Raw genomic sequence first — 20,876 nt, forward strand, 5'->3', positions numbered from 1 at the left:
TCGTTGCAAGGGCCTGTGGCGCAGTCCGGTAGCGCACCTCGTTCGCATCGAGGGGGCCAGGGGTTCAAATCCCCTCAGGTCCACGCAGCTCAAAGCCCCGGTAGGGATCTCCCGACCGGGGCTTTGACGTGTCGTCCAGCAGCCGACCTCAGCGCTGACTGTTGCGGAATCCGATGACCACGGCGCCCCACCAACAGACCTGGGAAACCAGCGCTGTTGCGGCTCCCCAGGCGAGGAAGCGCGGGGCGATCGCGGCCGTGCCCTGCTGCGTCATGCGCTTGTTCAGGAGCCCGGCTTGGAGGCCGTTGAGGGTGAGGACGAGCACCAGCCCCAACTTGACGCGGGTGAGGGCGGAGCCAAGGTCCGGCTGGAGCATGACGCCGCTGGCCACGAGGCCGGCAAGGCCGGTCCAGATGGGGACGTGGAGGCGGCCTGCGCTGTTCAGGGCGTCGCGCAGGGTGCACCGGCCCGTCAGGCACAGGAGAGCGTAGTAATCGGCCGCCAGGACGGCTCCGAAGCCGAGCACGAGCGAGGCCAGATGGGCGAAAAGCGCCACGGTGTGGAGGGTGGCATCCACGCGCAGGTGCAGGGATATCCAGGCGCAGGCCACCAGGCCCAGGCTGGCGGCGAGTGCAGCGGCTGCGACCGTCCACCACGTGTCGTACAGCCCGAGCCGCTGGATGGGCGCCGCCTGGGGGGACACGGACGACTCCGAGGGCAGCACGGACACAGACGACTCCTAGGACCATCACAGGCACGACTTAGGTAAGGCTCACCTAAAGGTGATTTCAAGTCAAGGTCGCGCCCCTCGCCGCTCGCCTGGCCGGCGCGGCAGGCTTGATCGTGTCTACAGCCGCTTCGCGAAGCAGCGGCTGTCCTCGTGGTGGCGGTAGTAGCCGAACTTGGTGCAGGGCTCGTAGCCGCACGAGGTGTACAGGGCGATGGCTTCAGGCTGCTTGGTGCCGGTCTCCAGGACCATGCGGACACGGCCGGCCGCGCGGGCGTCCTCCTCCAGGGCGGTGAGGATGCGGCGGGCCAGGCCCCGGCCGCGCATCCCGGCGATGACGAACATGCGCTTCAGCTCGGCGTCACCGTCCTCGTTGCCCTCCTCGTTACGGTCCTGGCTGCGCCAGCCGCCGGTGGCCACGGGGCGGTCGAACTCGTCGTATGCGATCAGGTAGACGCCGCGGGGCGGGTCGAAGTCCGCCGTGTCGAGGACGGTGGCGTCGCCGTCGTCGCCGTAGCGCTCGGCGTACTCGGCCTGGACCTCGTCGTTGAGCTTCATGGCGTCGGGGTGATCGAAACGAACGCGGCGTATATTCATGCTGGGCATCGTACTTCTATGCGGACGGTGATCGTCGGGCTTCCGTGGTCGGGCTCCGACCAGTGTGCCGGTATCGTGCCCTGGTGCTGACTGTGACCTCGGTGAACGTGAACGGGCTGCGAGCCGCCGCCAAGAAGGGCTTCGTGGAGTGGCTCGCGCAGACCTCCGCGGACGTCGTCTGCCTGCAGGAGGTGCGTGCCGAGCCGCACCAGCTGCCCGAGGAGGTCCGACAGCCCGACGGCTGGCACGTCGTGCACGCCCCGGCCGCCGCCAAGGGGCGCGCGGGCGTCTCCCTCTACACGCGGCGCGAGCCCGACCGCGTCCGGGTCGGTTTCGGTTCGGCCGAGTTCGACGGCAGCGGGCGCTATGTCGAGGCCGACCTGCCCGGCGTCACGGTCGCCTCCCTCTATCTGCCCTCCGGCGAGGTCGGCACCGAGCGGCAGGACGAGAAGGTCCGCTTCATGGACGAGTTCCTCGCCCACCTCAAGGCGCTGCGCGAGCGGGCCGCGGCCGACGGCCGCGAGGTGGTCGTGTGCGGCGACTGGAACATCGCCCACCAGCAGGCCGACCTCAAGAACTGGCGCGGCAACACCAAGAACTCCGGCTTCCTGCCCGAGGAGCGGGAGTGGCTCGGCCGGGTGTTCGCCGCCGAGGAGGGCGGGTACGTCGACGTCGTACGCGCCCTGCACCCCGAGGCCGAGGGGCCGTACACCTGGTGGTCGTACCGGGGGCGGGCCTTTGACAACGATTCGGGGTGGCGCATCGACTATCACGTCGCCACCCCCGGTCTCGCCGGGAAGGCCGTCAAGGGCTTCGTCGAGCGCGCGGCCACGCACGCCGAGCGCTGGTCCGACCACGCGCCGGTGACCGTCGTCTACGACCTCTAGGCCCGTACGACCGCTGGCCCCGTACGGCCTCTAGTCCCGCTTGCTGATCCGCCGGTCCAGGGCCAGCGACAGTTCCGCCTCCACCACGCTGCGGGCCAGGGGGCGCAGGCGGTGTAGGTCCTCCTCGGGGGCGTGGCGCAGGATCAGGGCGGTGAAGAGTTCGGCCAGGGCGTCGGCGTGTTCGCGGACGCGGGCGGCGGCCGTGAGGACCTCGCCGAGCGGGATGCCCTCGCGGACCAGTGCGGAGGACACGTCCAGCAGGCGGCGGCTGATGTGGACGATCTCGTCGCCGTCGGTGCCGAGGTAGCCCAACTCCATGGCGGCGGCGAGGTTCTCGGGGGTGACCTCGCCCTCGAAGCGGGCGGCGAGTTCCTCGGGGGTGAGGCGGACCGGCTCCTCCTCGGTGGGGGTGCCGACGCCGAGGAGATCGGCGACGTTCCGGCCCTGGTCGAGGGCCTCCGCGAGTTCCGCGATGCCGCTCAGCGTGTGGCCGCGCTCCAGCAGGGCGGCGATGGTGCGCAGACGGGCCAGGTGGTGCTCGTCGTACCAGGCGATACGGCCCTCGCGGCGGGGCGGCGGGATCAGCTTGCGCTCGCGGTAGAAGCGCAGCGTGCGCACGGTGATGCCGGCCAGTCGCGCCAGCTCCTCCATGCGGTACTCGCGCCGCGCCCGCGGCCGTACCTCCGGGTGTTCTGCGTCCTCTGCCACGTCCGCAGCCTATGTTGTACCGCCGGTAACTTTCGTTCTCCGCCCCCTACCGCTCGGTACGGAGCTGCTCTACAGTCCCATTGCGCCAGTGTTCACTGGCAGAGTCCAAGGTGATGCGTGGAGGCTCCGGGATGGCCGAGCACGAGCATGTACGGGTGGCGGTGATCGGGTCCGGGTTCGGCGGGCTGGGGGCCGCCGTGCGGCTGCGCCGCGAAGGGATCACCGACTTCGTCGTCCTGGAGCGGGCGGACGGCGTCGGCGGCACCTGGCGGGACAACAGTTACCCCGGGTGCGCCTGTGACGTGCCCTCCCACCTCTACTCCTTCTCCTTCGCGCCCAACCCCGACTGGCCGCGCACCTTCTCCGGGCAGCAGCACATCCGCGCCTACCTGGAGCACGTCGCCGACGTCTTCGGCCTGCGCCCGCACATCCGCTTCGACTCCGAGGTCAAGCTGATGAGCTGGGACACCGAGAACCTGCGGTGGGAGATCGAGACCGCGCGCGGCACGCTCACCGCCGACGTCGTCGTCTCCGCCACCGGGCCGCTGTCCGACCCGAAGATCCCCGAGATCCCGGGCCTCGCGTCCTTCCCGGGCAAGGTGTTCCACTCCGCCCGCTGGGACCACGACTACGACCTGCGCGGCAAGCGTGTCGCCATGGTCGGCACCGGCGCCTCCGCCATCCAGATCGTGCCGTCCATCCAGCCGAGCGTCGGCCGGCTCACCCTCTTCCAGCGCACTCCACCCTGGGTGATGCCCCGTATCGACCGCGCCATCAGCGCAGCCGAGCGCCGGCTGCACCGCGCCCTTCCCTTCACCACCCAGCTCAGGCGCGGCCTGCTGTGGGGCATCCGGGAGCTGCAGGTCCAGGCGTTCACCAAGCACCCCGACGAACTCGGCCTGGTCGAACAGCTCGCCAAGCGGAACATGGCCCGCGCCGTCAAGGACCCGGCCCTGCGCGCCAAGCTCACCCCCGACTACCGCATCGGCTGCAAGCGGATCCTGCTGTCCAGCACGTACTACCCGGCGCTGACCAAGCCGAATGTGGACGTCGTCGCCAGTGGGCTCAGCGAGATCCGCGGGTCGACCGTCGTCGCCGCCGACGGCACCGAGGCCGAGGTCGACGCGATCATCTTCGGTACGGGCTTCCACGTCACGGACATGCCGATCGCCGAGCGGGTGGTCGGGGCGGAGGGCATCACCCTCGCCGAGTCCTGGAAGAACGGCATGCAGGCACTGCGCGGCGCCGCGGCCGCCGGCTTCCCGAACTGGATGACGATCATCGGGCCCAACACCGGCCTCGGGAACTCCTCCATGATCCTCATGATCGAGTCCCAGCTGAACTACATGGCCGACTATCTGCGGCAACTGGACGTCCTGGGGGTCCCCCCAGGCCCTCAAGGCACTGGGGGAGGTCGTACGGCCCTCGATGCCCGGCCCGCGGCCGTCGAGGACTGGAACCGCAAGGTCCAGGAGCGCATGAAGCGCACCGTGTGGAACACCGGCGGCTGCACCAGCTGGTACCTCGACGCGAGCGGCCGCAACACCACCATCTGGCCCGGTACGACCTCCGAGTTCCGGCGCGCGACCCGGCGGGTGGACCTCGGGGAGTACGAGGTTCTCCGCAAGGCCGACAGCAAGCCGGCCGCAACGGCCGAGCGGAAGGCCGGTACGGCCGTACCGGAGACGGTGGTCGCCGCCCAGCAGAGCGAGGGTGCCGTATGAGCAGGATCGCCTCCGTGACCTCCGGGCCGTACGCCCCGGCCACCCCCTCCCATGAACTCACCGTCGTCTCCGCCGACGGCGCACGGCTGCACGTCGAGGTGCACGGCCCCGAGAACGCGCCCACCGTCGTCCTCTCCCACGGCTGGACCTGCTCGACCGCCTTCTGGGCCGCGCAGATACGGGACCTGGCCGCCGACCACCGTGTGATCGCGTACGACCAGAGGGGGCACGGGCGTAGTCCCGCGAGCTCGGCGTGCACCACCCACGCGCTGGCGGACGACCTCGAAGCGGTGCTTGCGCAGACACTCGCGCGCGGGGAGAAGGCGCTGGTCGTCGGCCATTCCATGGGCGGGATGACGGTCATGGCCGCGGCCACGCGCCCCCGCTTCCGCGAGCACGCCGCCGCCGTCCTGCTGTGCAGCACCGGCAGCGCGCGGCTGGTGGCGGAGGCGCGCGTGGTGCCGCTCGGCGCCGGGCGCGTGCGCACCTGGATCACCGGGCGCATCCTCGGTTCGCGCGCCCCGCTCGGACCGGTCACGCCGGTCGCGAAGAGCATCCTCAAGTACGCCACCATGGGCGCCGGTTCCGCCCCGCACATGGTGGAGGCGTGCGCACGGATCGTGCACGCCTGCCCGCGCGCCGCGCGCCACGCCTGGGCCCGCGTCCTAGAGGCGCTCGATCTCGACCACGGTGTACGGGAGTTGCACGCGCCCACCGCGATCGTGCACGGCGCGTCCGACCGGCTCACACCCCCCGTGCACGCCCGCGCGCTGGTCGCCGCGCTGCCGCAGTGCGTCGGCCTCACCGAGCTGACCGGCGTCGGCCACATGACCCCGATCGAGGCCCCCGACGTGGTGACCGGCCGGATCCGGGAACTCGTCACCAGCTACGTCACCACCAAGCAGGCCACAGGCGCACAGATTAAGGAGGGCGCATGAGCAGGGTCAGCCTCGAAGGGCAGGTCGCGGTCGTCACCGGCGCGGCGCGCGGTGTCGGTGAGCTGCTGGCGCGCAAGCTCTCCGCGCGCGGCGCGAAGGTCGCGCTGGTCGGGCTGGAGGAGGAGGCGCTCAAGGAGGTCTCCTCGCGCCTGCACAGCGAGAGCGCGTACTGGTACGCCGACGTCACCGACCACGAGACGATGAGCCGCGTCGCGCAGGAGGTGAAGGCGCGGTTCGGGAAGGTCGACATCGTGGTGGCCAACGCCGGTGTGGCGACGGGCGGTCCGTTCGCCGACTCCGATCCGCAGGCCTGGCGGCGGGTGATCGAGGTGAACCTGATCGGTTCGGCCGTGACCGCGCGGGCCTTCCTGCCGGTGCTGGTGGAGAGCCGGGGCTATCTGCTCCAGATCGCCTCGCTCGCCGCGATCACCCCGGCGCCGATGATGACGGCGTACTGCGCGTCCAAGTCGGGCGTGGAGGCGTACGCGCACAGTCTGCGCGCCGAGGTCGGCTACCAGGGCGTGCGCGTCGGCGTCGCGTACCTGTCCTGGACCGACACCGACATGGTGCGCGGCGCCGACCAGGACGACGTCATGCGCGAGCTGCGGCAGCGGCTGCCGTGGCCGTCCAACAAGACCTACCCGCTGGGGCCCGCGGTGGACCGGCTCGTCGCCGGGATCGAGCGGCGCTCGGCGCATGTGTACGGGCAGTGGTGGCTGCGCGGTATGCAGGGCGTGCGCGGGTATCTGCCGGCGCTCATCGGGACGGTCGGGCAGCGCGAGATGAAGCGGTTCGCGCCCCGGCTGCAGGGAATGCGCTCGGGGCTCGTCGGTGCAGGTGGGGAGGCCGACGAGGCGGAGCGTGCTACGCGTCGTGACTGATCCACATGCGCTGCGTGGTCGCCCGTGTGAATCTGGTCGAGGCCCCACCGAGCCCCGCCGGGGGTCTCGCCGAGGGGCCACCCCCACCCTCACTCACCACAGGAGTGAACCCACATGGGTATGAAGGACCAGTTCCAGGACAAGGCCGGCGAGTGGCAGCAGCAGGGCAAGGAGAAGCCGGGCCAGCGCGGTCAGCAGCAGCGTGGCCAGCAGGGTCAGCCGCAGCGTGGCCAGCAGGGCAAGCAGGGCCAGCAGCAGCGTGGTCAGCAGGGTCAGCCGCAGCGCGGTCAGCAGGGTCAGAAGCCGCAGTCCGAGCGCGGTCGCCCGAACATGCGCGACATCGAGGACACGGAGCAGGAGATGGAAGACCGCTTCGGCCGTAACTACGACGCGTAGTCGCTGCGCTCGGCTTTGGCCGGTTTGGCGTGGGGCGCCCTTCTTTGTGGAGGGTGCCCTGCGCTTGGTTTGGGGGTGGTGGGGTGCGTTTTCGGGTGCGGGTGCGTTGTGGCTTGTCGCGCAGTTCCCCGCGCCCCTTCACCACGTGCCCCTTGTTCAACACGTGCCCCTTGTTCAGCTGGACCGTGGGGGGAGCTTCGGGCGGGATCGGTTGGGGGCCTCGCTGTAGTCGGGCGGGATGGCTGCCGGGGTGGACTCCAGCAGTTCCAGGGCCAGTTGGACCGCGTCGTCCAGTTGGGCGTGGCGGCCCTCGGCCCAGTCCAGGGGGGTGCGCATGATCTCCAGGTCGGGGGCTACGCCGTGGTTCTCCACGGACCAGCCGTAGGCGTCGAACCAGGCCGCGTTCATCGGGACCGTGATGACCGTGCCGTCGCCCAGCCGGTGGCGGCCGGTCATGCCCACCACACCGCCCCAGGTGCGCTGGCCGACCACCGGGCCGAGTTTCAGCAGCTTGAAGGCGGCCGTGATCATGTCGCCGTCCGACGACGTCGCCTCGTCGGCGAGGGCCACGACCGGGCCCCTCGGCGCGTTCGAGGTGTACGACACCGGCTGCGCGTCCCGCGTCAGATCCCAGCCCAGGATCGTCCGGGTCAGCTTCTCGATGACGAGTTCGCTGATGTGGCCGCCCGCGTTGCCGCGCACGTCCACGATCAGCGCGGGCCGGGACACCTCCATGCGCAGATCGCGGTTGAACTGGGCCCAGCCGGAGCCGCCCATGTCGGGGATGTGCAGATAGCCGCACTTGCCGCCGCTCAGCTCCCGTACGACCGCACGGCGTTTGGCTACCCAGTCCTGGTAGCGCAGCGGCCGTTCGTCGACGAGCGGGACGACGGCCACCCGGCGGGCCGGGCCCGGCTCCCCTTCCGGCGGGGTGAACGTCAGCTCCACGGTCGTGCCCCCGGAGCCGGCGAGGAGCGGGAACGGGCCGGTCACCGGATCGACCGGGCGGCCGTCGACGTGGGTGAGGACGGCGCCCTCGCGGATGCCCGTGCCGGCCAGCGGTGAGCGGGCCTTGGAGTCGGAGGAGTCGCCGGGCAGGATGCGTTTGATCATCCACCCCGCCTCCCGGTGCACGAAGTTGGCGCCGAGGAGGCCCTGCCAGCGCTGGTAGTGCGGCGGGCCCTCGTTGCGCCGGGCGGCGGTGACGTAGGCGTGCGAGGTGCCGAGTTCGCCGAGCACTTCGCGCAGGAGGTCCGCGAACTCGTCGGGGGAGGCGACCCGGTCGACGAGCGGGCGGTACTGGTCGAGCACCGCGTCCCAGTCGATGCCGCACATGCCGGGGTCCCAGAAGTAGGCGCGGATGAGCCGGCCGGCCTCGTCGTAGGCCTGGCGCCACTCGGCGGGCGGGTCGACCACGTGCAGGAGGCGGCGCAGGTCGATCCAGACGGTCGTGTCGCTGTCGCCCATCTCCGTGGAGGGCACCGCGCGCAGGTCGCCCTCGTCCACGACGACCAGCCGGGTGCCGTCGCCGCTGACCGCGAACCAGTCCAGGTGGTCGACCAGTTCGGACTTCTTCGCCTTGGTGAGGCTGAAGTACTCCAGGGTCGGGCGGCCGCTGATGTCGGCCGGGTTGACGAAGGTCTCGCCGAGCGCGCCGGAGATCGGCCAGCGCAGCCAGACCAGTCCGCCGCCGGCGACGGGGCGCAGCGCGGAGTACTTGGAGGCGATCACCGGGAACGGCGTGACCCGCATCGCCAGGCCCTCCACCTCCACGGTCACCGTGCCGGCCTCGCCCGTCTCCTCCTCCTCGACGGGGTCGAGCCCGCCGGCCGCCGGACGGCCCTCGGGGTTCAGGGCGAAGGGGGAGGGGGTCGCCGAGTTCAGCGGGACGAGGTACGGGCGGCAGCCGAGCGGGAAGGACAGGTCGCCGGTGTGGACGTCGTACACCGGGTCGAAGCCGCGCCAGGAGAGGAAGGCGAGATAGCGGCCGTCCCGGGTGAAGACGGGGTTCTCGTCCTCGAAGCGGCCGTTGGTCACGTCCACGATCAGCCGGTCCTTGATGCGGGCCAGCTTGATCTGGCGCAGCGAGCGGCCGATGCCGGGGTGGGACCAGGTGAGCCAGGCGCCGTCCGGGGAGAAGGCGAGGTCGCGGACCGGGCCGTTGATGGAGCGGATCAGCTCGGTGACGCGTTCCCCCGCACCGCCCGCGTCTCCAGCGCCGCCATCTCCGGTCTCTCCGGTCTCTTCGGAACTCCCGGAACCCTCGCCGCCCTCGCCGCCCTCCCCGGTCTCCGTGCCCGTGGCCTCCTCCTCCGCCACGTCGATCAGCAGCAACCGTCCGTCGTGCGAGGCGACCGCCAGCCGTTCACCCTCCGGATCGCAGGCCATCTCCAGGACGCGGCCCAGTGCGCCGGAGGCCAGCCGGCGCGGCGCTCGGTCGCCGGTCGCGCGGGGCAGCTGGGCGATCTCGACGGCGTCCTCGCCCTCCGCGTCGGTGACGTACGCGACCTGGCCGGTCGTGCCCAGCATCTCCGGCAGCCGTACTCGCTCACCGGGCGTGTCGGCGATCGTACGGGCGGGGCCGTCGCGGTGGGTGAGCCAGTACAGGCTGCCGCGTACGACGACGGCGCTGGCCCGGCCGGTGTCGTCCACGGAGATGCCGTCGACGTTCTGCGCGGCCGGCACCTGGTAGCGGCGGCGCCCGTTGGCCGGCCCGCCGAGGCGGATGTCCAGCTTGCGCGGTACGGCGTCCGGGGAGAGGTCGTCCACCAGCCACAGGTCGCCCGCGCACTGGTAGACCACCCGCGTGCCGTCGCTGGAGGCGTGCCGGGCGTAGAAGGCGTCGTGGTCGGTGTGGCGGCGCAGGTCGGTGCCGTCGTGGGCGCAGGAGTAGAGGTTGCCGACGCCCTCGTGGTCGGAGAGGAAGGCGATCCGGCCGGCGACGAACATGGGGCAGTGCAGATGGCCGCCGATGCCGGGCACGAGTTGCCGCCCGTGCAGCCAGAGCCGGCCCATGGCGCCGCCCCGGTAGCGCTTCCACGAGGCCGGTTCGTGCGGCGGGGTTCCGGTGAGCAGGAGGGTCTTGTGCTCGCCGGCGACATCGGCGACCTGGATGTCGGCGACCGGGCCCCAGGGCAGCTTGCGGCCCGGGTCGCCGTCGGTGGACACCTTGTAGGCCCAGGTGAAGTAGGAGAAGGGCTGGCCGTGGGAGGCGACCGCCAGGATGTGGCTCCTCCCGTCCTCTTCGGGGGGCGTCCAGCCGCAGACCTGTGTATCCGAACTGCCCCAGTACGTCAGCTGCCGCTCGGGACCGCCGTCGACGCCGACGAGGTGGATCTCGGGTTCGAGGCTGTGCCAGTTCGTGTAGGCGATCTGGCGGCCGTCGGGCGAGAAACGCGGGGGCCCGGCCTTCGTGCGGTCCGCCGTGAGCCGCCAGGCCCGGCCCGGGGCGTCGAGGGGGGCCAGCCAGAGGTCGTCCTCGGCCACGAAGCACAGCAGGTCGCCGCTGAGGTGGGGAAGGCGCAGATAGCTCACCTCCCCATGCTTTTCCGCCCGGTGGGGCCCAGCAACTTATGCGGCACTCACGACCGTGACCCAAGACACGTACGAAACGGTTTCGTTTCGTACGCTCCGGAGGTATCTTCATGGTGGTACGAAGCAGGAACTCCGGGAGTGGGAAGGTGAGTGGCATGACCGAAGTCGTCTCAACGGCACGTCGCAGCCGGATCACGCCCGAGCGTGAGGCCGAGCTGTACGAGGCCGTGCTCGACCTGCTCCGCGAGGTCGGCTACGACGCCCTCACCATGGACGCCGTCGCCGCCCGCACCCGGTCCAGCAAGGCCACGCTCTACCGCCAGTGGGGCGGCAAGGCCCAGCTGGTCGTCAAGGCCCTGCGGCACGGCAAGCGCGGTCACCTCGAGGAGATCGACACCGGTTCGCTCCGCGGCGACCTGCACGCCCTCGTGGCGCTGGAGGACGACTGCACCATGGAGCGGAACTCCGCGCTGATGCGGGGCGTCGCCATGGCCATGCACCACAACGACGATCTGCGCCAGGCGTTCCGGGAGCAGATCGTCGACCCCGAGATGGGCGGGTTCCGGCAGGTCCTGCAGCGGGCGGTCGACCGGGGCGAGGTCCGTGCGGACTGCCCGGCGCTCGACTTCCTGCTGCACATGATGGTCGGCGGCTTCGCCACCCGGGCCCTGCTGGACGACCAACCGCCCACGCAGGACTTCCTCACTTCGTACATCGACGCCGTGGTCCTCCCCGCCCTCGGTGTTCCCACCAGCTGATCTCCTTCCGATCCCCGAGTAAGCCCACCACCTGACGTCACCGCTCACGTCGTCGGGCTGATCACCCCTGCCCTGATGAACCCCACGACCTGACCGGGAGTACGCCTCCGTGGCCACGTTTCTGTACAAACTCGGCCGTCTCGCCTTCCGGCGACGGCACTTCGTCGCCCTCATATGGGTCGCGCTGCTCACCCTCGCCGGGGTGGGCGCCGCCTCCGCGCCGGTCGCCGGCAACACCTCCTTCTCGATCCCCGGCACCGAGGCGCAGAAGGCCTTCGACCTGCTGGACCAGCGCTTCCCCGGCATGAGCGCCGACGGCGCCACTGCGCGGATCGTCTTCAAGGCGCCCGGCGGCGAGAAGATGACCGACGCCGGCAACAAGTCGGCCGTCGAGAAGACCGTCAAGGAGCTGAAGAGCGGCTCCGAGGTCACCTCCGTCGCCGACCCCTACGCCGGGCACGCCGTCAGCAAGAACGGCCGGATCGCCTACGCCTCGGTGAAGTACAAGGTCTCCGGCATGGAGCTGAAGGACTCCTCCAAGGACGCCCTGAAGGAGGCCGCACAGCACGCGCGGGACGCCGGGCTGACCGTCGAGGTCGGCGGTGACGCGCTGAACGCGACCCCCGAGACCGGCTCCAGCGAGGTCATCGGCATCGCGATCGCCGCCGTCGTCCTCGTCATCACCTTCGGCTCGCTGCTCGCGGCCGGATTCCCGCTGCTCACCGCGATCATCGGCGTCGGCATCGGCGTCTCCACGATCACCGCGCTCGCCAGCACCCTGGACCTCGGCTCCACGACCTCCACCCTGGCGTCGATGATCGGCCTGGCCGTCGGCATCGACTACGCCCTCTTCATCGTCTCCCGCTACCGGGCCGAGCTGGCCGAGGGGCGCGAGCGCGAGGAGGCCGTCGGCCGGGCCGTCGGCACCGCGGGCTCTGCGGTGGTCTTCGCCGGCCTCACCGTCGTCATCGCCCTGGTCGGCCTGTCGGTCGTCAACATCCCGATGCTGACGAAGATGGGCATCGCGGCGGCGGGCACGGTCGCCATCGCCGTCCTGATCGCGCTGACGATGATCCCGGCGCTGCTCGGCTACGCGGGCCGCAGGGTCAAGCCGGCCGGCCAGAAGAGCAAGCTGCTGGGCGGCGGCCGTACGCCCCGCGAGCCCGGCCGCCCCAACATGGGCACCCGCTGGGCGAGCTTCGTCGTGCGACGCCCGGTCGCCGTCCTCCTGCTGGGCGTGCTCGGCCTCGGCGCGGCGGCGCTCCCGGCCACCTCCCTGGAGCTGGGCCTGCCCGACGACGGCTCCCAGCCGACCTCCACCACCCAGCGCCGCGCCTACGACCTCCTCTCCGAGGGCTTCGGTCCGGGCTTCAACGGCCCGCTGATGGTCGTGGTCGACGCCAAGGGCAGCGAGCACCCCACGAAGGCGTTCACCGAGGTCGGCGATGAGATCAAGGGCCTGAAGGACGTCGTCACGGTCACCCCGGCTATGCCCAACAAGGCGGGTGACACCGCGACGATCACCGTCGTACCCAAGTCCAAGCCGTCCTCGCAGACGACGAAGGACCTGGTGCAGACCATCCGCGACAAGGGCGCGGACATCGCCCGGAACACGGACTCCAAGGTCCTGGTCACCGGCTCGACGGCGATGAACATCGACGTCTCGCAGAAGCTGAACGACGCGCTCCTGCCCTATCTGGCGCTGGTGGTGGGCCTCGCGTTCCTGCTGCTGATCGTGGTCTTCCGCTCGGTGCTCGTCCCGCTGAAGGCGGCCCTCGGCTTCCTGCTCAGCGTGCTCGCGGCGCTCGGCGCGGTGGTCGCGGTCTTCCAGTGGGGCTGGCTGTCCGGCCTGATGGACGTCGAGCAGACCGGCCCGGTCATGTCGATGATGCCGATCTTCATGGTGGGCGTCGTCTTCGGCCTCGCGATGGACTACGAGGTCTTCCTCGTCACCCGGATGCGGGAGGCGTACGTCCACGGCGAGAAGCCCAGCCAGGCCGTGGTCACCGGCTTCAAGTACGGCGCACGGGTCGTCACGGCCGCCGCCGTCATCATGATCGCCGTCTTCTCCGGCTTCATGGGCTCCAGCGACTCGATGGTCAAGATGATCGGCTTCGGCCTCGCGATCGCCGTCTTCTTCGACGCGTTCATCGTCCGCATGGCCATCGTCCCGGCGGTGCTCGCCCTGCTCGGCAAGCGGGCCTGGTGGCTGCCGAAGTGGCTCGACCGGGCGCTGCCCAACGTCGACGTCGAGGGCGAGGGCCTGCGCACCCGGGCCGACGCGGGCCGCAAGGACGCCGACCCCGACGAGGAGAGGGAGCTGGTACGGGCCTGACGTACCGCCGCTGACACCGGACCGGCCGGTGAGGGTGCCCGTGGGGACGGGGCCGCACCCTCACCGGCCTTCTCTTCCTCCGTCGTTCGCCGTGCCTGGAAAACCCCGTGAGCTGGGCTCGGGCGATGGCGTAGCGTGCCCGGCATGACGACGACAGCCGCCACTGACGCCGACGACCCCGGAGCCCACCCCCGTTTCGCCGACGCCCTGCGCGCGCTCGGCCTCGCCGATGTGCTCGCCCGGACCAGGCGGTTCCCGGAGGCCACCCGGACCGCCGCCGAGGCCGCCGCGGCCATCGGGTGCGAGCTCAGCCAGATCTGCAAGTCGCTGGTCTTCGCCGCCGACGGGGTACCGGTGCTCGTCCTCATGGACGGGTCCTCGCGCGTGGACGTCGCGCGGGTGCGGGAGGAACTGGGCGCCGGTGAGGTCACCCGGGCCGACGCCGGTGTCGTACGCGAGACCACCGGGTACGCCATCGGCGGCGTCCCGCCCTTCGGGCACCGCACGCGCACGCGTGTCCTCGCCGACCGCTCGCTGCTCACCCACGACGTGGTCTGGGCGGCCGCCGGCACGCCGCACACCGTCTTCCCGATCGAGCCCAAGGCGCTCGTGGCCCATGCCGGTGCCGACCTGGTGGACGTGCGCGAGCACACCGCGTGACGCCGCTCGTCACGGCCGCCGTCCTGCTCGCCGCGGTGACCCACGCCAGCTGGAACGCCATCGCCCACCGGATCACCGACAAGCTGGTCGGCTTCACCCTGATATCCGGCGGCGGGGTGCTGATCGGGCTGGCGATCGCGCCGTTCACGGCGTTCCCGGCGGCGCCCGCCTGGCCGTACCTGCTGGCCTCGGCGGTGGTCCACATCGCCTACTACGCCCTGCTGATGACCTCCTTCCGGCTCGGCGACTTCGGTCAGGCCTACCCCATCGCACGCGGCAGCGCGCCCCTCGTGGTCACCGTGCTGGCCGCCGTGTTCGCGCATGAGGTGCCCGGTGGCTGGGCGCTGGCCGGGATCGCCGTGTCCTGTGTGGGACTCATGGGCGTCAGCCTGTGGGGGCTGCGCGGACGCCGGCCCGACTGGGCCGCGATCGGCGCGGCCCTCGCGACCGGGCTGACGATCGCGGTGTACACGCTGATCGACGGCCTGGGCGTACGGGCCGCGCACTCACCGCTCGGGTACATCGCCTGGCTCATGGCCATCCAGGGAGTCGTCATCCCGGCCTACATGTACGCACGCACGCGTGCCGACACCGTCCGGCTGCTCCGCCCCTACGCCGCCCTCGGCCTGCTCGGCGCCGCCCTGTCCGTCGCCGCGTACGCCCTGGTCCTGTGGGCCCAGACCCGCGCCGAACTGGCCCCGATCGCCGCCCTGCGGGAATCCTCGATCATCGTCGGTGCCGCGATCGGCGCGGTGGTCTTCAAGGAGCGGTTCGGCGCGCCGAGGATCGCGGCGGCCGGGCTGCTGGTGGTGGGGATCGGGTTGATGTTGCACGCGGGGTAGCGCGGGCGTTACGAAGAGGGCGGGAAGCGTATCGGGCAGCAACCGGGCGACAGGGAGCCGTCAATGACCGACAAGCCGACCGTGAGCGTGCTGGGCACCGGCATCATGGGGGCCGCGATGGCCCGGAACCTCTGCCGCGCCGGGCTGGAGGTGCGCGCGTGGAACCGTACGCGTGAGAAGGCCGAGCCGCTGGCCGCCGACGGTGCACGGATCGCCGACACCCCGGCGGAGGCCGTCGAGGGCGCCGACGTCGTCCTGACGATGCTGTACGACGGCAACACCGTGCTGGACGTCATGCGCGAGGCCGGGCCGGCCCTGCGACCCGGCACGGTGTGGGCGCAGTGCACCACCGCCGGGATCGAGCTGCTCACCGACCTGGCCGCCTTCGCCGGCGAGCACGGGCTCGTCTTCTACGACGCCCCCGTCCTCGGTACCAGGGAGCCCGCCGATGCCGGCCGGCTGACCGTGCTGGCCGCCGGGCCGGAGGAGGGGCGGGAGACGGTCGCGCCGGTCTTCGACGCGGTCGGCGCGAAGACCATGTGGACCGGGAACGACGGCGGCGCGGGCAGCGCCAGCCGGCTGAAGCTGGTCGCCAACAGCTGGGTGCTCGCCGCCACCGCGGCGACCGGTGAGGTCCTCGCCCTCTCCCGGGCCCTCGGCGTGGATCCGCAGGACTTCTTCGCCCTCGTCGAGGGCGGTCCCCTCGACATGGGCTATCTGCGGGCCAAGGCCGCCCTGGTGCTCGACGGCAAGCTGTCCCCGGCGTCGTTCGCGGTGGCCACCGCCGAGAAGGACGCCCGCCTCATCGTGCGCGCCGGAGAACGTGGCGGCGTACGGCTGGACGTCGCCGAAGCGGCCGCGGAACGGTTCGCGCGTGCCGCCGCCCAGGGCCACGCCGACGAGGACATGGCCGCCGCGTACTTCGCCAGCTTCGACGACGAGGGCGAGGTGTCGACATGACGGGCCGGGGTACCGGGGCGCACCCTGGAAGCAGCGGGTTTTCGGAGGTGATCGTCATGATGCACACCGCTGTCGGATGGCATGTCGAGCTGGAGTTCAAGGAGGACGATCAGCACACGAAGGCGGCGGCCCTGGTGCGCTTGCCGGACGGTTCCGAGGTACGGGCGCACGGCCAGGCCACCCGGCACCGCGTCGACGCCAACCAGCCCCGGGTGGGCGAGGAGATCGCCGGCGCACGTGCCCTCAACGAACTGGCCATGCAACTGCTGACCAAGGCACACGACGAGATCGACGCGGCGTCCGGACGGACCTCGCACACGATCAACGTGTGACGGCGCGCACCGCCCGTACCAGCGCCTGCGCCCTCGGGTCCGCCGTCACGCTCTTGCGGAAGCCGTTGGTGACATAGCCGAAGGCGATGCCGGTCTCCGGGTCGGCGAACCCGAGGGCGCCGCCCCGGCCCGGGTGGCCGAAGGAGCCGGGGGAGAGCAGCGGGGACGCCGCGCCGTGCAGCATGTAGCCCAGGCCGAACCGGGTGCCGACCACCAGGACCCGGTCCGGTCCGGCGGACTGCTCGGCGCGGGCGAGTTCCGTCGTCTCCGGGGTGAACAGCCGGGTGCCGCCGTCCACCTCGCCGATGAGCGAGGCGTAGAAGCGGGCCAGCCCGTCGGCGGTGGCGATGCCGTTGGAGGCGGGCAGGGCGGCCGCGCGGTAGGCGGGGTCGTTCTCGTCGGGGAGCGGGGTGATCGCGGCGAACGCGCGCCGGGTCAGCGAGTCCGGGTCGGCATAGGCCTCGGCCACCGCACGCTTGGGGCGGGTCCTCAACCCGCCCACCGCTTCGGGTGCCTCGGCCGGGCCGACGCGGCCCACGCGCGCGTGCTCCGACTCCGGCAGACCGAGCCACAGGTCCGCGCCGACGGGGCCGGTGATCTCGTCCGCTATCCATGCGCCGACGGGGCGACCGGTGACGCGCCGGATCAGCTCGCCGGTGAGCCAGCTGTAGGTCTGGGCGTGGTAGCCGTGGTCGGTGCCCGGCTCCCACACCGGCGCCTGCGCGGCGACGGCCGCGGCGCCCAGGTCGGGGTCGGCGGCCTCGGCGGGGGTCAGCGGACGGTCCAGCACGGGTACGCCCGCGCGGTGTGCGAGCAGCTGCCGGACCAGGGTGCGCTCCTTGCCCGCGGCCTTGTACTCGGGCCAGTACGTGCCGACCGGGGCGTCCAGGTCCAGCTCGCCGCGCTGGTGCAGGAGCAGCAGCGCGGCGGCGGCGACGCCCTTGGTCGCGGAGCGCATGATCTGCGCGGTCCCGGGTTCCCAGGGGGCCTCCCCGTCCACGTCCTTGGTGCCGCCCCGGAGGTCGACGACCTTGCGGCCGTCCCGGTACACGGCGACGGCCGCGCCGCGTTCCCCGAGCAGGGCGAAGTTCGCTGCGAACGCCTCCCTGACCGGCTCGAAGCCCTCGGCCACTGTGCCGTTCACGTCCACGCCCGCCGTCCTTTCGATCACTGTCCCATCGCCTGCGACAGTGTGCGCAACACCGGCTGTGCGCCTGTGATTCCTCGGTGGGATCAGCCCAGCAGGATCGTTACATCGATGTTGCCGCGCGTCGCGTTGGAGTAGGGGCAGACCTCGTGCGCGGCGTCCACCAGCCGAGCCGCCAGGTCCGGGTCCAGCACCGGCAGGGAGACGCTGAGGGCGACCGCGAGACCGTAGCCGCGGTGCTTGTTCGGGCCGATGCCGACCTTGGCGGCCACCGTGGATCCGGTCAGGTCGTAGCCCGCGCGGTTGCCGACCAGGATCAGCGCATTGTGGAAGCAGGAGCTGTAGCCAGCCGCGAACAACTGTTCCGGGTTGGTGCCGTTGCCGTCGCCGCCCAGCTCCGGAGGCATCGCGACCTTCAGTTCGAGTTGGCCGTCCTGGCTGGTGACATAGCCGTCGCGGCCGCCATGGGCGGTGGCCTCGGCGACGTACATGATCTTCGTCGGACGGGTGTCGACAGCGGTGTCCTCGGTCATGGCCGGTCTCCCCCGGAACAAGTGGCGCACAAGTACATCGTGCACAAGGTACTGGCCGGTAGGTCAGCAGGCGGCAGTCGGGGGTGGCAACCGTGGGTAAGGGCAGATCAGTGAGGATCAGCGCCGGTCGGCAGCCGTGGCGGCGCGGTCGGTCAGCTTCCACAACTCCTCGCGCAACCGCGCGACCTCCTGCGCCCCGAGGCCCGTCGTGGTGAGAAGTGCGCCGGGTATGCGCGCCGCGCGCTCACGGAGTTCTTCCCCGCGCCCGGTGCACGTGACGAGCACCGAGCGCTCGTCACCCGCCGCGCGCTCCCTGCGCACCAGACCCGCCCCCTCCAGCCGCTTCAGCAGCGGCGAGACGGTGCCGTAGTCCAGGCGCAGGGCACGCGCCAGTTCCTTCACGCTGGTCTCGCCGCGCTCCCACAGCACCAGCAGCACGAGGTACTGCGGATAGGTGAGCCCGAGGTCGTCCAGAAGTGGACGGTATGCGGCGGTCACGGCGCGCTGTGCGGCGTACAGCGCGAAGCACAGCTGGTCGTCCAGCAGCAGCGAGCCCTCCACGGCGGGGTCCTCGTTCGTCACGTGCCCATTGTCACGGACGTGCCTGAGTCGCCGAGCGCGGGTAGAAGCCGAACGGCGGCTCCAGCCGATGCGGGTGCGTACGTCCCGTGAGGCATCCCGCTCAAAAGGGCGCCAACAGGAAAATGTGCGACATTGGGAAGAAGCGGATGCACAGCTTTCGCATGAGTCACGCAGGGTGAAAGGGCGGTCCGATGTCTGTGGTCGAGCAGTACGCGCGCGCCCATATCGTCACGGACGAGGAGGACCCGGGGGCCGTACCGGTGGTGCTGCGGTACGACCCCGACTCCGATCCACGGTCCGTCCGGGTGGGCCTGCCCGGCCCCCACGAGTGGACCTTCTCGCGCGCGCTGCTGGAGCGGGGACTGCGGGCACCGGCCGAGAGCGGCGCGGTACGGGTGTGGCCGTGCGGCCGCGTGCAGGCCGTCGTCGAGTTCCACTCCGACAACGGTGTCGAGGTGGTCCAGTTCGACTCGAAGGCGCTGCTGAGATTCCTGCGCCAGACCTATACGGCGGATCCGATACGGAACTGATCCGATACGGAACTGATCAGCCGCCCATCTTGAGCAGGGCCGCCACGATCGGTCCGGCGGTGTCGCCGCCGTGGCCGCCCGCCTGGACCACGCCCGCGGCGGCGAGGTCGCCCTTGTAGGCGGTGAACCAGCCGTTGGGCTTCTTCTGCCCGTCGACCTCGGCGGAGCCCGTCTTGGCGCCGTAGTCCCCGCTCATGCCCGCCATCGCCTTGGCGGCCGTGCCGTAGTCCGCCGTGAACCGCATGACGTCCTTCAGCTGGGACCGCGTGTTCGACGACATGGCGCGCGCGGCCTTGGCCAGCGTGCGGTCGTCCACCGAGGGGGACACCAGGTACGGCTGGTGGAAGACGCCGGACTCCACCGTCGCCGCCACGGACGCCATGTTCAGCGGGTTCATGCGCACCCCGCCCTGCCCGATCAGCGACGCGCCCATCTGCGCGCCGCTCTGCACCGGGACGGAGCCGTCGAACGAGGGGACGCCGATGGCCCAGTTGTCCATGCCGAGGCCGTAGACCTGCTGGGCCTCCTTCGTCAGGTCGCTGTCGGACAGCTTCGGCGCGAAGTCGATGAAGGCGTTGTTGCAGGAGGCCCCGAAGCTCTGCTTGAACGTGCCCTTCTTGATCTCGGAGTCGCCGTCGTTGTGGAACGTCCAGCCGGCCAGCTTGTACGTCTTGGGGCAGGGGTGCGAGGCGTCCGGGGTGACGAGCTTCTTCTCGAACAGCATGGTCGACGTCACGATCTTCATCGTGGAGCCGGGTGCGAGGGAGCCCTGGAAGGCGACGTTGAAGCCGTGCTCGCTGTTGGCGACCGCGAGGATCTCGCCGGTCGAGGGCCGTACGACCACCACGGAGGCCCGCGACCGCTTGCCGACCTGCTGCTCGGCCGCGGCCTGCACGGTGGGGCTGAGCGTCGTCTTCACCGTGCCCGGCGTGCCCTTGCTCAGCTCCACGAGCGTCTTGTCGGACAGCTTGGCCTTCTGCGAGGCCTCGCCGCGCACCACCCGCAGCTCGATGCCGGCCTTGCCGCCCGCCGTCTTGCCGTACTTCTCCCGCAGCCCGTCCAACACCGCGCCCAGGGACGGGTACTTGGCGGCCGTCAGCTCGCCGCCGTCCCGGTCCAGCGCCTTGACCGGCGGGGTGCCGGACTCGCCGGTGACGAGCGTGTCGCCGTCCTTCAGGTCCGGGTGGACGACGGCGGAGTGCCAGTCGACCAGCGGCTTGCCGTCGCTCGCCCGCCGTACGACGGTGAGCGAACTGCCGTACGCCAGCGGCTTGCTGAGCTTCTGGTACGACACCGTCGCCTTGACGGAGAACGGCACCTTCGCGCCCGTGGGCGTGCCGGCGGTGAGTGTGACGCCCTTCAGGTGGGCGTCCTTGGCGTAGCCGGTGAGGAGCTTGGCGGCGGCGGACGTGTCGTCGGTGGCGGCGGCCGCCTCGGTGAGCCTGCCCTGCTGCCACGCGGTGAGGAAACGGGTGGAAGCCGTGCGGACCTCGGCGGCGCTGAGCGGGCCGGTCTTGACGGCCTTGTGGTCGGCTGTGCCGGACGCCGGCTCTTCGGCCGCCGCCCCGCCGCCGGTCAGGGCGTAGACGCCGAAGCCGGCGCCGCCGACGACCACGGCGATCAGCCCGCCGAGTACGGCGGGTCGGGCCGTCCTGCGTCGCTCGGCGACGCGCCTTCTCTTGCCCACAGCCTCAGTTCCTCCGTGCCTTCCCCGGGGTCCCCGTAGCCCTCACACTCCCCAACGACGGCACTCACCTTAAGGTCCCCACCTTGGAGGGTGATGTCGGCGGTCAATCCGTAGCAAG

At 71.3% G+C, this 20,876-nt stretch carries 20 protein-coding genes and 1 tRNA gene; 13 read left to right on the forward strand and 8 right to left on the reverse strand.

Annotated elements, in window-relative coordinates; translation table 11 throughout:
- Positions 1 to 9 precede the first annotated feature (9 nt).
- Positions 10 to 83: transfer RNA gene (locus ACWC0C_RS02100), tRNA-Ala, on the forward strand.
- Between the two features lie 65 nt (positions 84 to 148).
- Here ACWC0C_RS02100 and ACWC0C_RS02105 read toward each other — a convergent pair.
- Both ACWC0C_RS02105 and ACWC0C_RS02110 read right to left on the reverse strand, forming a co-directional pair.
- Positions 149 to 730 carry a hypothetical protein gene (locus ACWC0C_RS02105; RefSeq protein ID WP_450860922.1) on the reverse strand — a complete coding sequence of 194 codons (582 nt, stop codon included), beginning with the start codon at positions 728 to 730 and terminating at the stop codon, positions 149 to 151.
- A gap of 117 nt (positions 731 to 847) precedes the next feature.
- Positions 848 to 1,324 (reverse strand): GNAT family N-acetyltransferase, encoded by a 477-nt coding sequence (locus tag ACWC0C_RS02110; RefSeq protein WP_450860924.1) that lies wholly within the window; start codon positions 1,322 to 1,324, stop codon positions 848 to 850.
- Positions 1,325 to 1,407: 83 nt separating this feature from the next.
- On the opposite strand from ACWC0C_RS02110, the gene ACWC0C_RS02115 reads away from it, so the two are divergent.
- Positions 1,408 to 2,211 (forward strand): exodeoxyribonuclease III, encoded by an 804-nt coding sequence (locus ACWC0C_RS02115; RefSeq protein ID WP_449197347.1) that lies wholly within the window; start codon positions 1,408 to 1,410, stop codon positions 2,209 to 2,211.
- A gap of 30 nt (positions 2,212 to 2,241) precedes the next feature.
- On the opposite strand, the gene ACWC0C_RS02120 is transcribed toward ACWC0C_RS02115, so the two are convergent.
- Entirely contained in the window at positions 2,242 to 2,862 is a 621-nt protein-coding gene (locus ACWC0C_RS02120) for a MerR family transcriptional regulator (protein ID WP_449197498.1), read from the reverse strand.
- Positions 2,863 to 3,050: 188 nt separating this feature from the next.
- Between ACWC0C_RS02120 and ACWC0C_RS02125 the strand changes: the two genes are divergently transcribed.
- From ACWC0C_RS02125 to ACWC0C_RS02140, 4 genes are all read left to right on the forward strand, one after another.
- Positions 3,051 to 4,643: a flavin-containing monooxygenase gene (locus ACWC0C_RS02125; protein WP_450860926.1), complete on the forward strand. Its 1,593-nt coding sequence runs from the start codon at positions 3,051 to 3,053 to the stop codon at positions 4,641 to 4,643.
- Complete coding sequence (locus tag ACWC0C_RS02130) at positions 4,640 to 5,581, forward strand: alpha/beta fold hydrolase (RefSeq protein ID WP_450860928.1); 942 nt, start codon at positions 4,640 to 4,642, stop codon at positions 5,579 to 5,581. Before ACWC0C_RS02125 ends, ACWC0C_RS02130 begins: the two co-directional genes overlap by 4 nt.
- Positions 5,578 to 6,462 carry an SDR family oxidoreductase gene (locus ACWC0C_RS02135; RefSeq protein ID WP_450860930.1) on the forward strand — a complete coding sequence of 295 codons (885 nt, stop codon included), beginning with the start codon at positions 5,578 to 5,580 and terminating at the stop codon, positions 6,460 to 6,462. The genes ACWC0C_RS02130 and ACWC0C_RS02135 overlap by 4 nt, the downstream gene beginning before the upstream one ends.
- 114 nt (positions 6,463 to 6,576) lie before the next feature.
- Positions 6,577 to 6,858 (forward strand): hypothetical protein, encoded by a 282-nt coding sequence (locus ACWC0C_RS02140; RefSeq protein ID WP_450860931.1) that lies wholly within the window; start codon positions 6,577 to 6,579, stop codon positions 6,856 to 6,858.
- 174 nt (positions 6,859 to 7,032) lie between these two features.
- On the opposite strand, the gene ACWC0C_RS02145 is transcribed toward ACWC0C_RS02140, so the two are convergent.
- Complete coding sequence (locus ACWC0C_RS02145) at positions 7,033 to 10,392, reverse strand: S41 family peptidase (RefSeq protein ID WP_450860932.1); 3,360 nt, start codon at positions 10,390 to 10,392, stop codon at positions 7,033 to 7,035.
- A gap of 155 nt (positions 10,393 to 10,547) precedes the next feature.
- Here ACWC0C_RS02145 and ACWC0C_RS02150 point away from each other — a divergent pair, with 155 nt between their 5' ends.
- The 6 genes from ACWC0C_RS02150 to ACWC0C_RS02175 all read left to right on the forward strand — a co-directional run bounded on the left by ACWC0C_RS02150 (position 10,548) and on the right by ACWC0C_RS02175 (position 16,279).
- A complete protein-coding gene (locus tag ACWC0C_RS02150) occupies positions 10,548 to 11,150 on the forward strand; it encodes a TetR/AcrR family transcriptional regulator (protein WP_449197353.1) in 603 nt (200 codons plus the stop codon).
- A gap of 109 nt (positions 11,151 to 11,259) precedes the next feature.
- Positions 11,260 to 13,485 (forward strand): MMPL family transporter, encoded by a 2,226-nt coding sequence (locus ACWC0C_RS02155; protein ID WP_449197354.1) that lies wholly within the window; start codon positions 11,260 to 11,262, stop codon positions 13,483 to 13,485.
- Positions 13,486 to 13,629: 144 nt separating this feature from the next.
- Entirely contained in the window at positions 13,630 to 14,145 is a 516-nt protein-coding gene (locus ACWC0C_RS02160) for a YbaK/EbsC family protein (RefSeq protein WP_450860935.1), read from the forward strand.
- Positions 14,142 to 14,987 carry an EamA family transporter gene (locus ACWC0C_RS02165; protein WP_450860936.1) on the forward strand — a complete coding sequence of 282 codons (846 nt, stop codon included), beginning with the start codon at positions 14,142 to 14,144 and terminating at the stop codon, positions 14,985 to 14,987. Before ACWC0C_RS02160 ends, ACWC0C_RS02165 begins: the two co-directional genes overlap by 4 nt.
- A gap of 63 nt (positions 14,988 to 15,050) precedes the next feature.
- A complete protein-coding gene (locus tag ACWC0C_RS02170; RefSeq protein ID WP_450860938.1) occupies positions 15,051 to 15,947 on the forward strand; it encodes an NAD(P)-dependent oxidoreductase in 897 nt (298 codons plus the stop codon).
- A gap of 56 nt (positions 15,948 to 16,003) precedes the next feature.
- Positions 16,004 to 16,279, forward strand: coding sequence for a DUF1876 domain-containing protein (locus ACWC0C_RS02175; RefSeq protein ID WP_449197357.1), 276 nt, complete (start codon positions 16,004 to 16,006; stop codon positions 16,277 to 16,279).
- On the opposite strand, the gene ACWC0C_RS02180 is transcribed toward ACWC0C_RS02175, so the two are convergent.
- The 3 genes from ACWC0C_RS02180 to ACWC0C_RS02190 form a co-directional block, all read right to left on the reverse strand.
- Positions 16,269 to 17,429, reverse strand: a complete 1,161-nt coding sequence (locus ACWC0C_RS02180) for a serine hydrolase domain-containing protein (protein WP_449197358.1) — start codon at positions 17,427 to 17,429, stop codon at positions 16,269 to 16,271. The genes ACWC0C_RS02175 and ACWC0C_RS02180 overlap by 11 nt on opposite strands.
- Before the next feature lie 83 nt (positions 17,430 to 17,512).
- Positions 17,513 to 17,959, reverse strand: coding sequence for an organic hydroperoxide resistance protein (locus tag ACWC0C_RS02185; protein WP_449197359.1), 447 nt, complete (start codon positions 17,957 to 17,959; stop codon positions 17,513 to 17,515).
- Between the two features lie 117 nt (positions 17,960 to 18,076).
- A complete protein-coding gene (locus tag ACWC0C_RS02190; protein WP_450860940.1) occupies positions 18,077 to 18,541 on the reverse strand; it encodes a MarR family winged helix-turn-helix transcriptional regulator in 465 nt (154 codons plus the stop codon).
- A 191-nt stretch (positions 18,542 to 18,732) separates the two neighbouring features.
- Between ACWC0C_RS02190 and ACWC0C_RS02195 the strand changes: the two genes are divergently transcribed.
- Positions 18,733 to 19,071 (forward strand): SsgA family sporulation/cell division regulator, encoded by a 339-nt coding sequence (locus tag ACWC0C_RS02195; protein ID WP_449197361.1) that lies wholly within the window; start codon positions 18,733 to 18,735, stop codon positions 19,069 to 19,071.
- Positions 19,072 to 19,087: 16 nt separating this feature from the next.
- Here the strand turns inward: ACWC0C_RS02195 and ACWC0C_RS02200 are convergent, their stop codons facing one another.
- Positions 19,088 to 20,758 (reverse strand): penicillin-binding transpeptidase domain-containing protein, encoded by a 1,671-nt coding sequence (locus tag ACWC0C_RS02200; RefSeq protein WP_450860942.1) that lies wholly within the window; start codon positions 20,756 to 20,758, stop codon positions 19,088 to 19,090.
- Positions 20,759 to 20,876: the final 118 nt, after the last annotated feature.

Source organism: Streptomyces sp. NPDC001709 (assembly GCF_053596375.1).

What these genes read in the sequence shown, in the direction of transcription:
- ACWC0C_RS02140 (WP_450860931.1), top strand. Translation starts at nt 6,577, where the DNA reads ATGGGTATGAAGGACCAGTTCCAGGACAAGGCCGGCGAGTGGCAGCAG.
- ACWC0C_RS02150 (WP_449197353.1), top strand. Translation starts at nt 10,548, where the DNA reads ATGACCGAAGTCGTCTCAACGGCACGTCGCAGCCGGATCACGCCCGAG.
- ACWC0C_RS02120 (WP_449197498.1), bottom strand. Translation starts at nt 2,862, where the DNA reads ATGGAGGAGCTGGCGCGACTGGCCGGCATCACCGTGCGCACGCTGCGC.
- ACWC0C_RS02170 (WP_450860938.1), top strand. Translation starts at nt 15,051, where the DNA reads ATGACCGACAAGCCGACCGTGAGCGTGCTGGGCACCGGCATCATGGGG.
- ACWC0C_RS02175 (WP_449197357.1), top strand. Translation starts at nt 16,004, where the DNA reads ATGATGCACACCGCTGTCGGATGGCATGTCGAGCTGGAGTTCAAGGAG.
- ACWC0C_RS02195 (WP_449197361.1), top strand. Translation starts at nt 18,733, where the DNA reads ATGTCTGTGGTCGAGCAGTACGCGCGCGCCCATATCGTCACGGACGAG.
- ACWC0C_RS02185 (WP_449197359.1), bottom strand. Translation starts at nt 17,959, where the DNA reads ATGACCGAGGACACCGCTGTCGACACCCGTCCGACGAAGATCATGTAC.
- ACWC0C_RS02135 (WP_450860930.1), top strand. Translation starts at nt 5,578, where the DNA reads ATGAGCAGGGTCAGCCTCGAAGGGCAGGTCGCGGTCGTCACCGGCGCG.
- ACWC0C_RS02160 (WP_450860935.1), top strand. Translation starts at nt 13,630, where the DNA reads ATGACGACGACAGCCGCCACTGACGCCGACGACCCCGGAGCCCACCCC.
- ACWC0C_RS02125 (WP_450860926.1), top strand. Translation starts at nt 3,051, where the DNA reads ATGGCCGAGCACGAGCATGTACGGGTGGCGGTGATCGGGTCCGGGTTC.
- ACWC0C_RS02110 (WP_450860924.1), bottom strand. Translation starts at nt 1,324, where the DNA reads ATGAATATACGCCGCGTTCGTTTCGATCACCCCGACGCCATGAAGCTC.
- ACWC0C_RS02130 (WP_450860928.1), top strand. Translation starts at nt 4,640, where the DNA reads ATGAGCAGGATCGCCTCCGTGACCTCCGGGCCGTACGCCCCGGCCACC.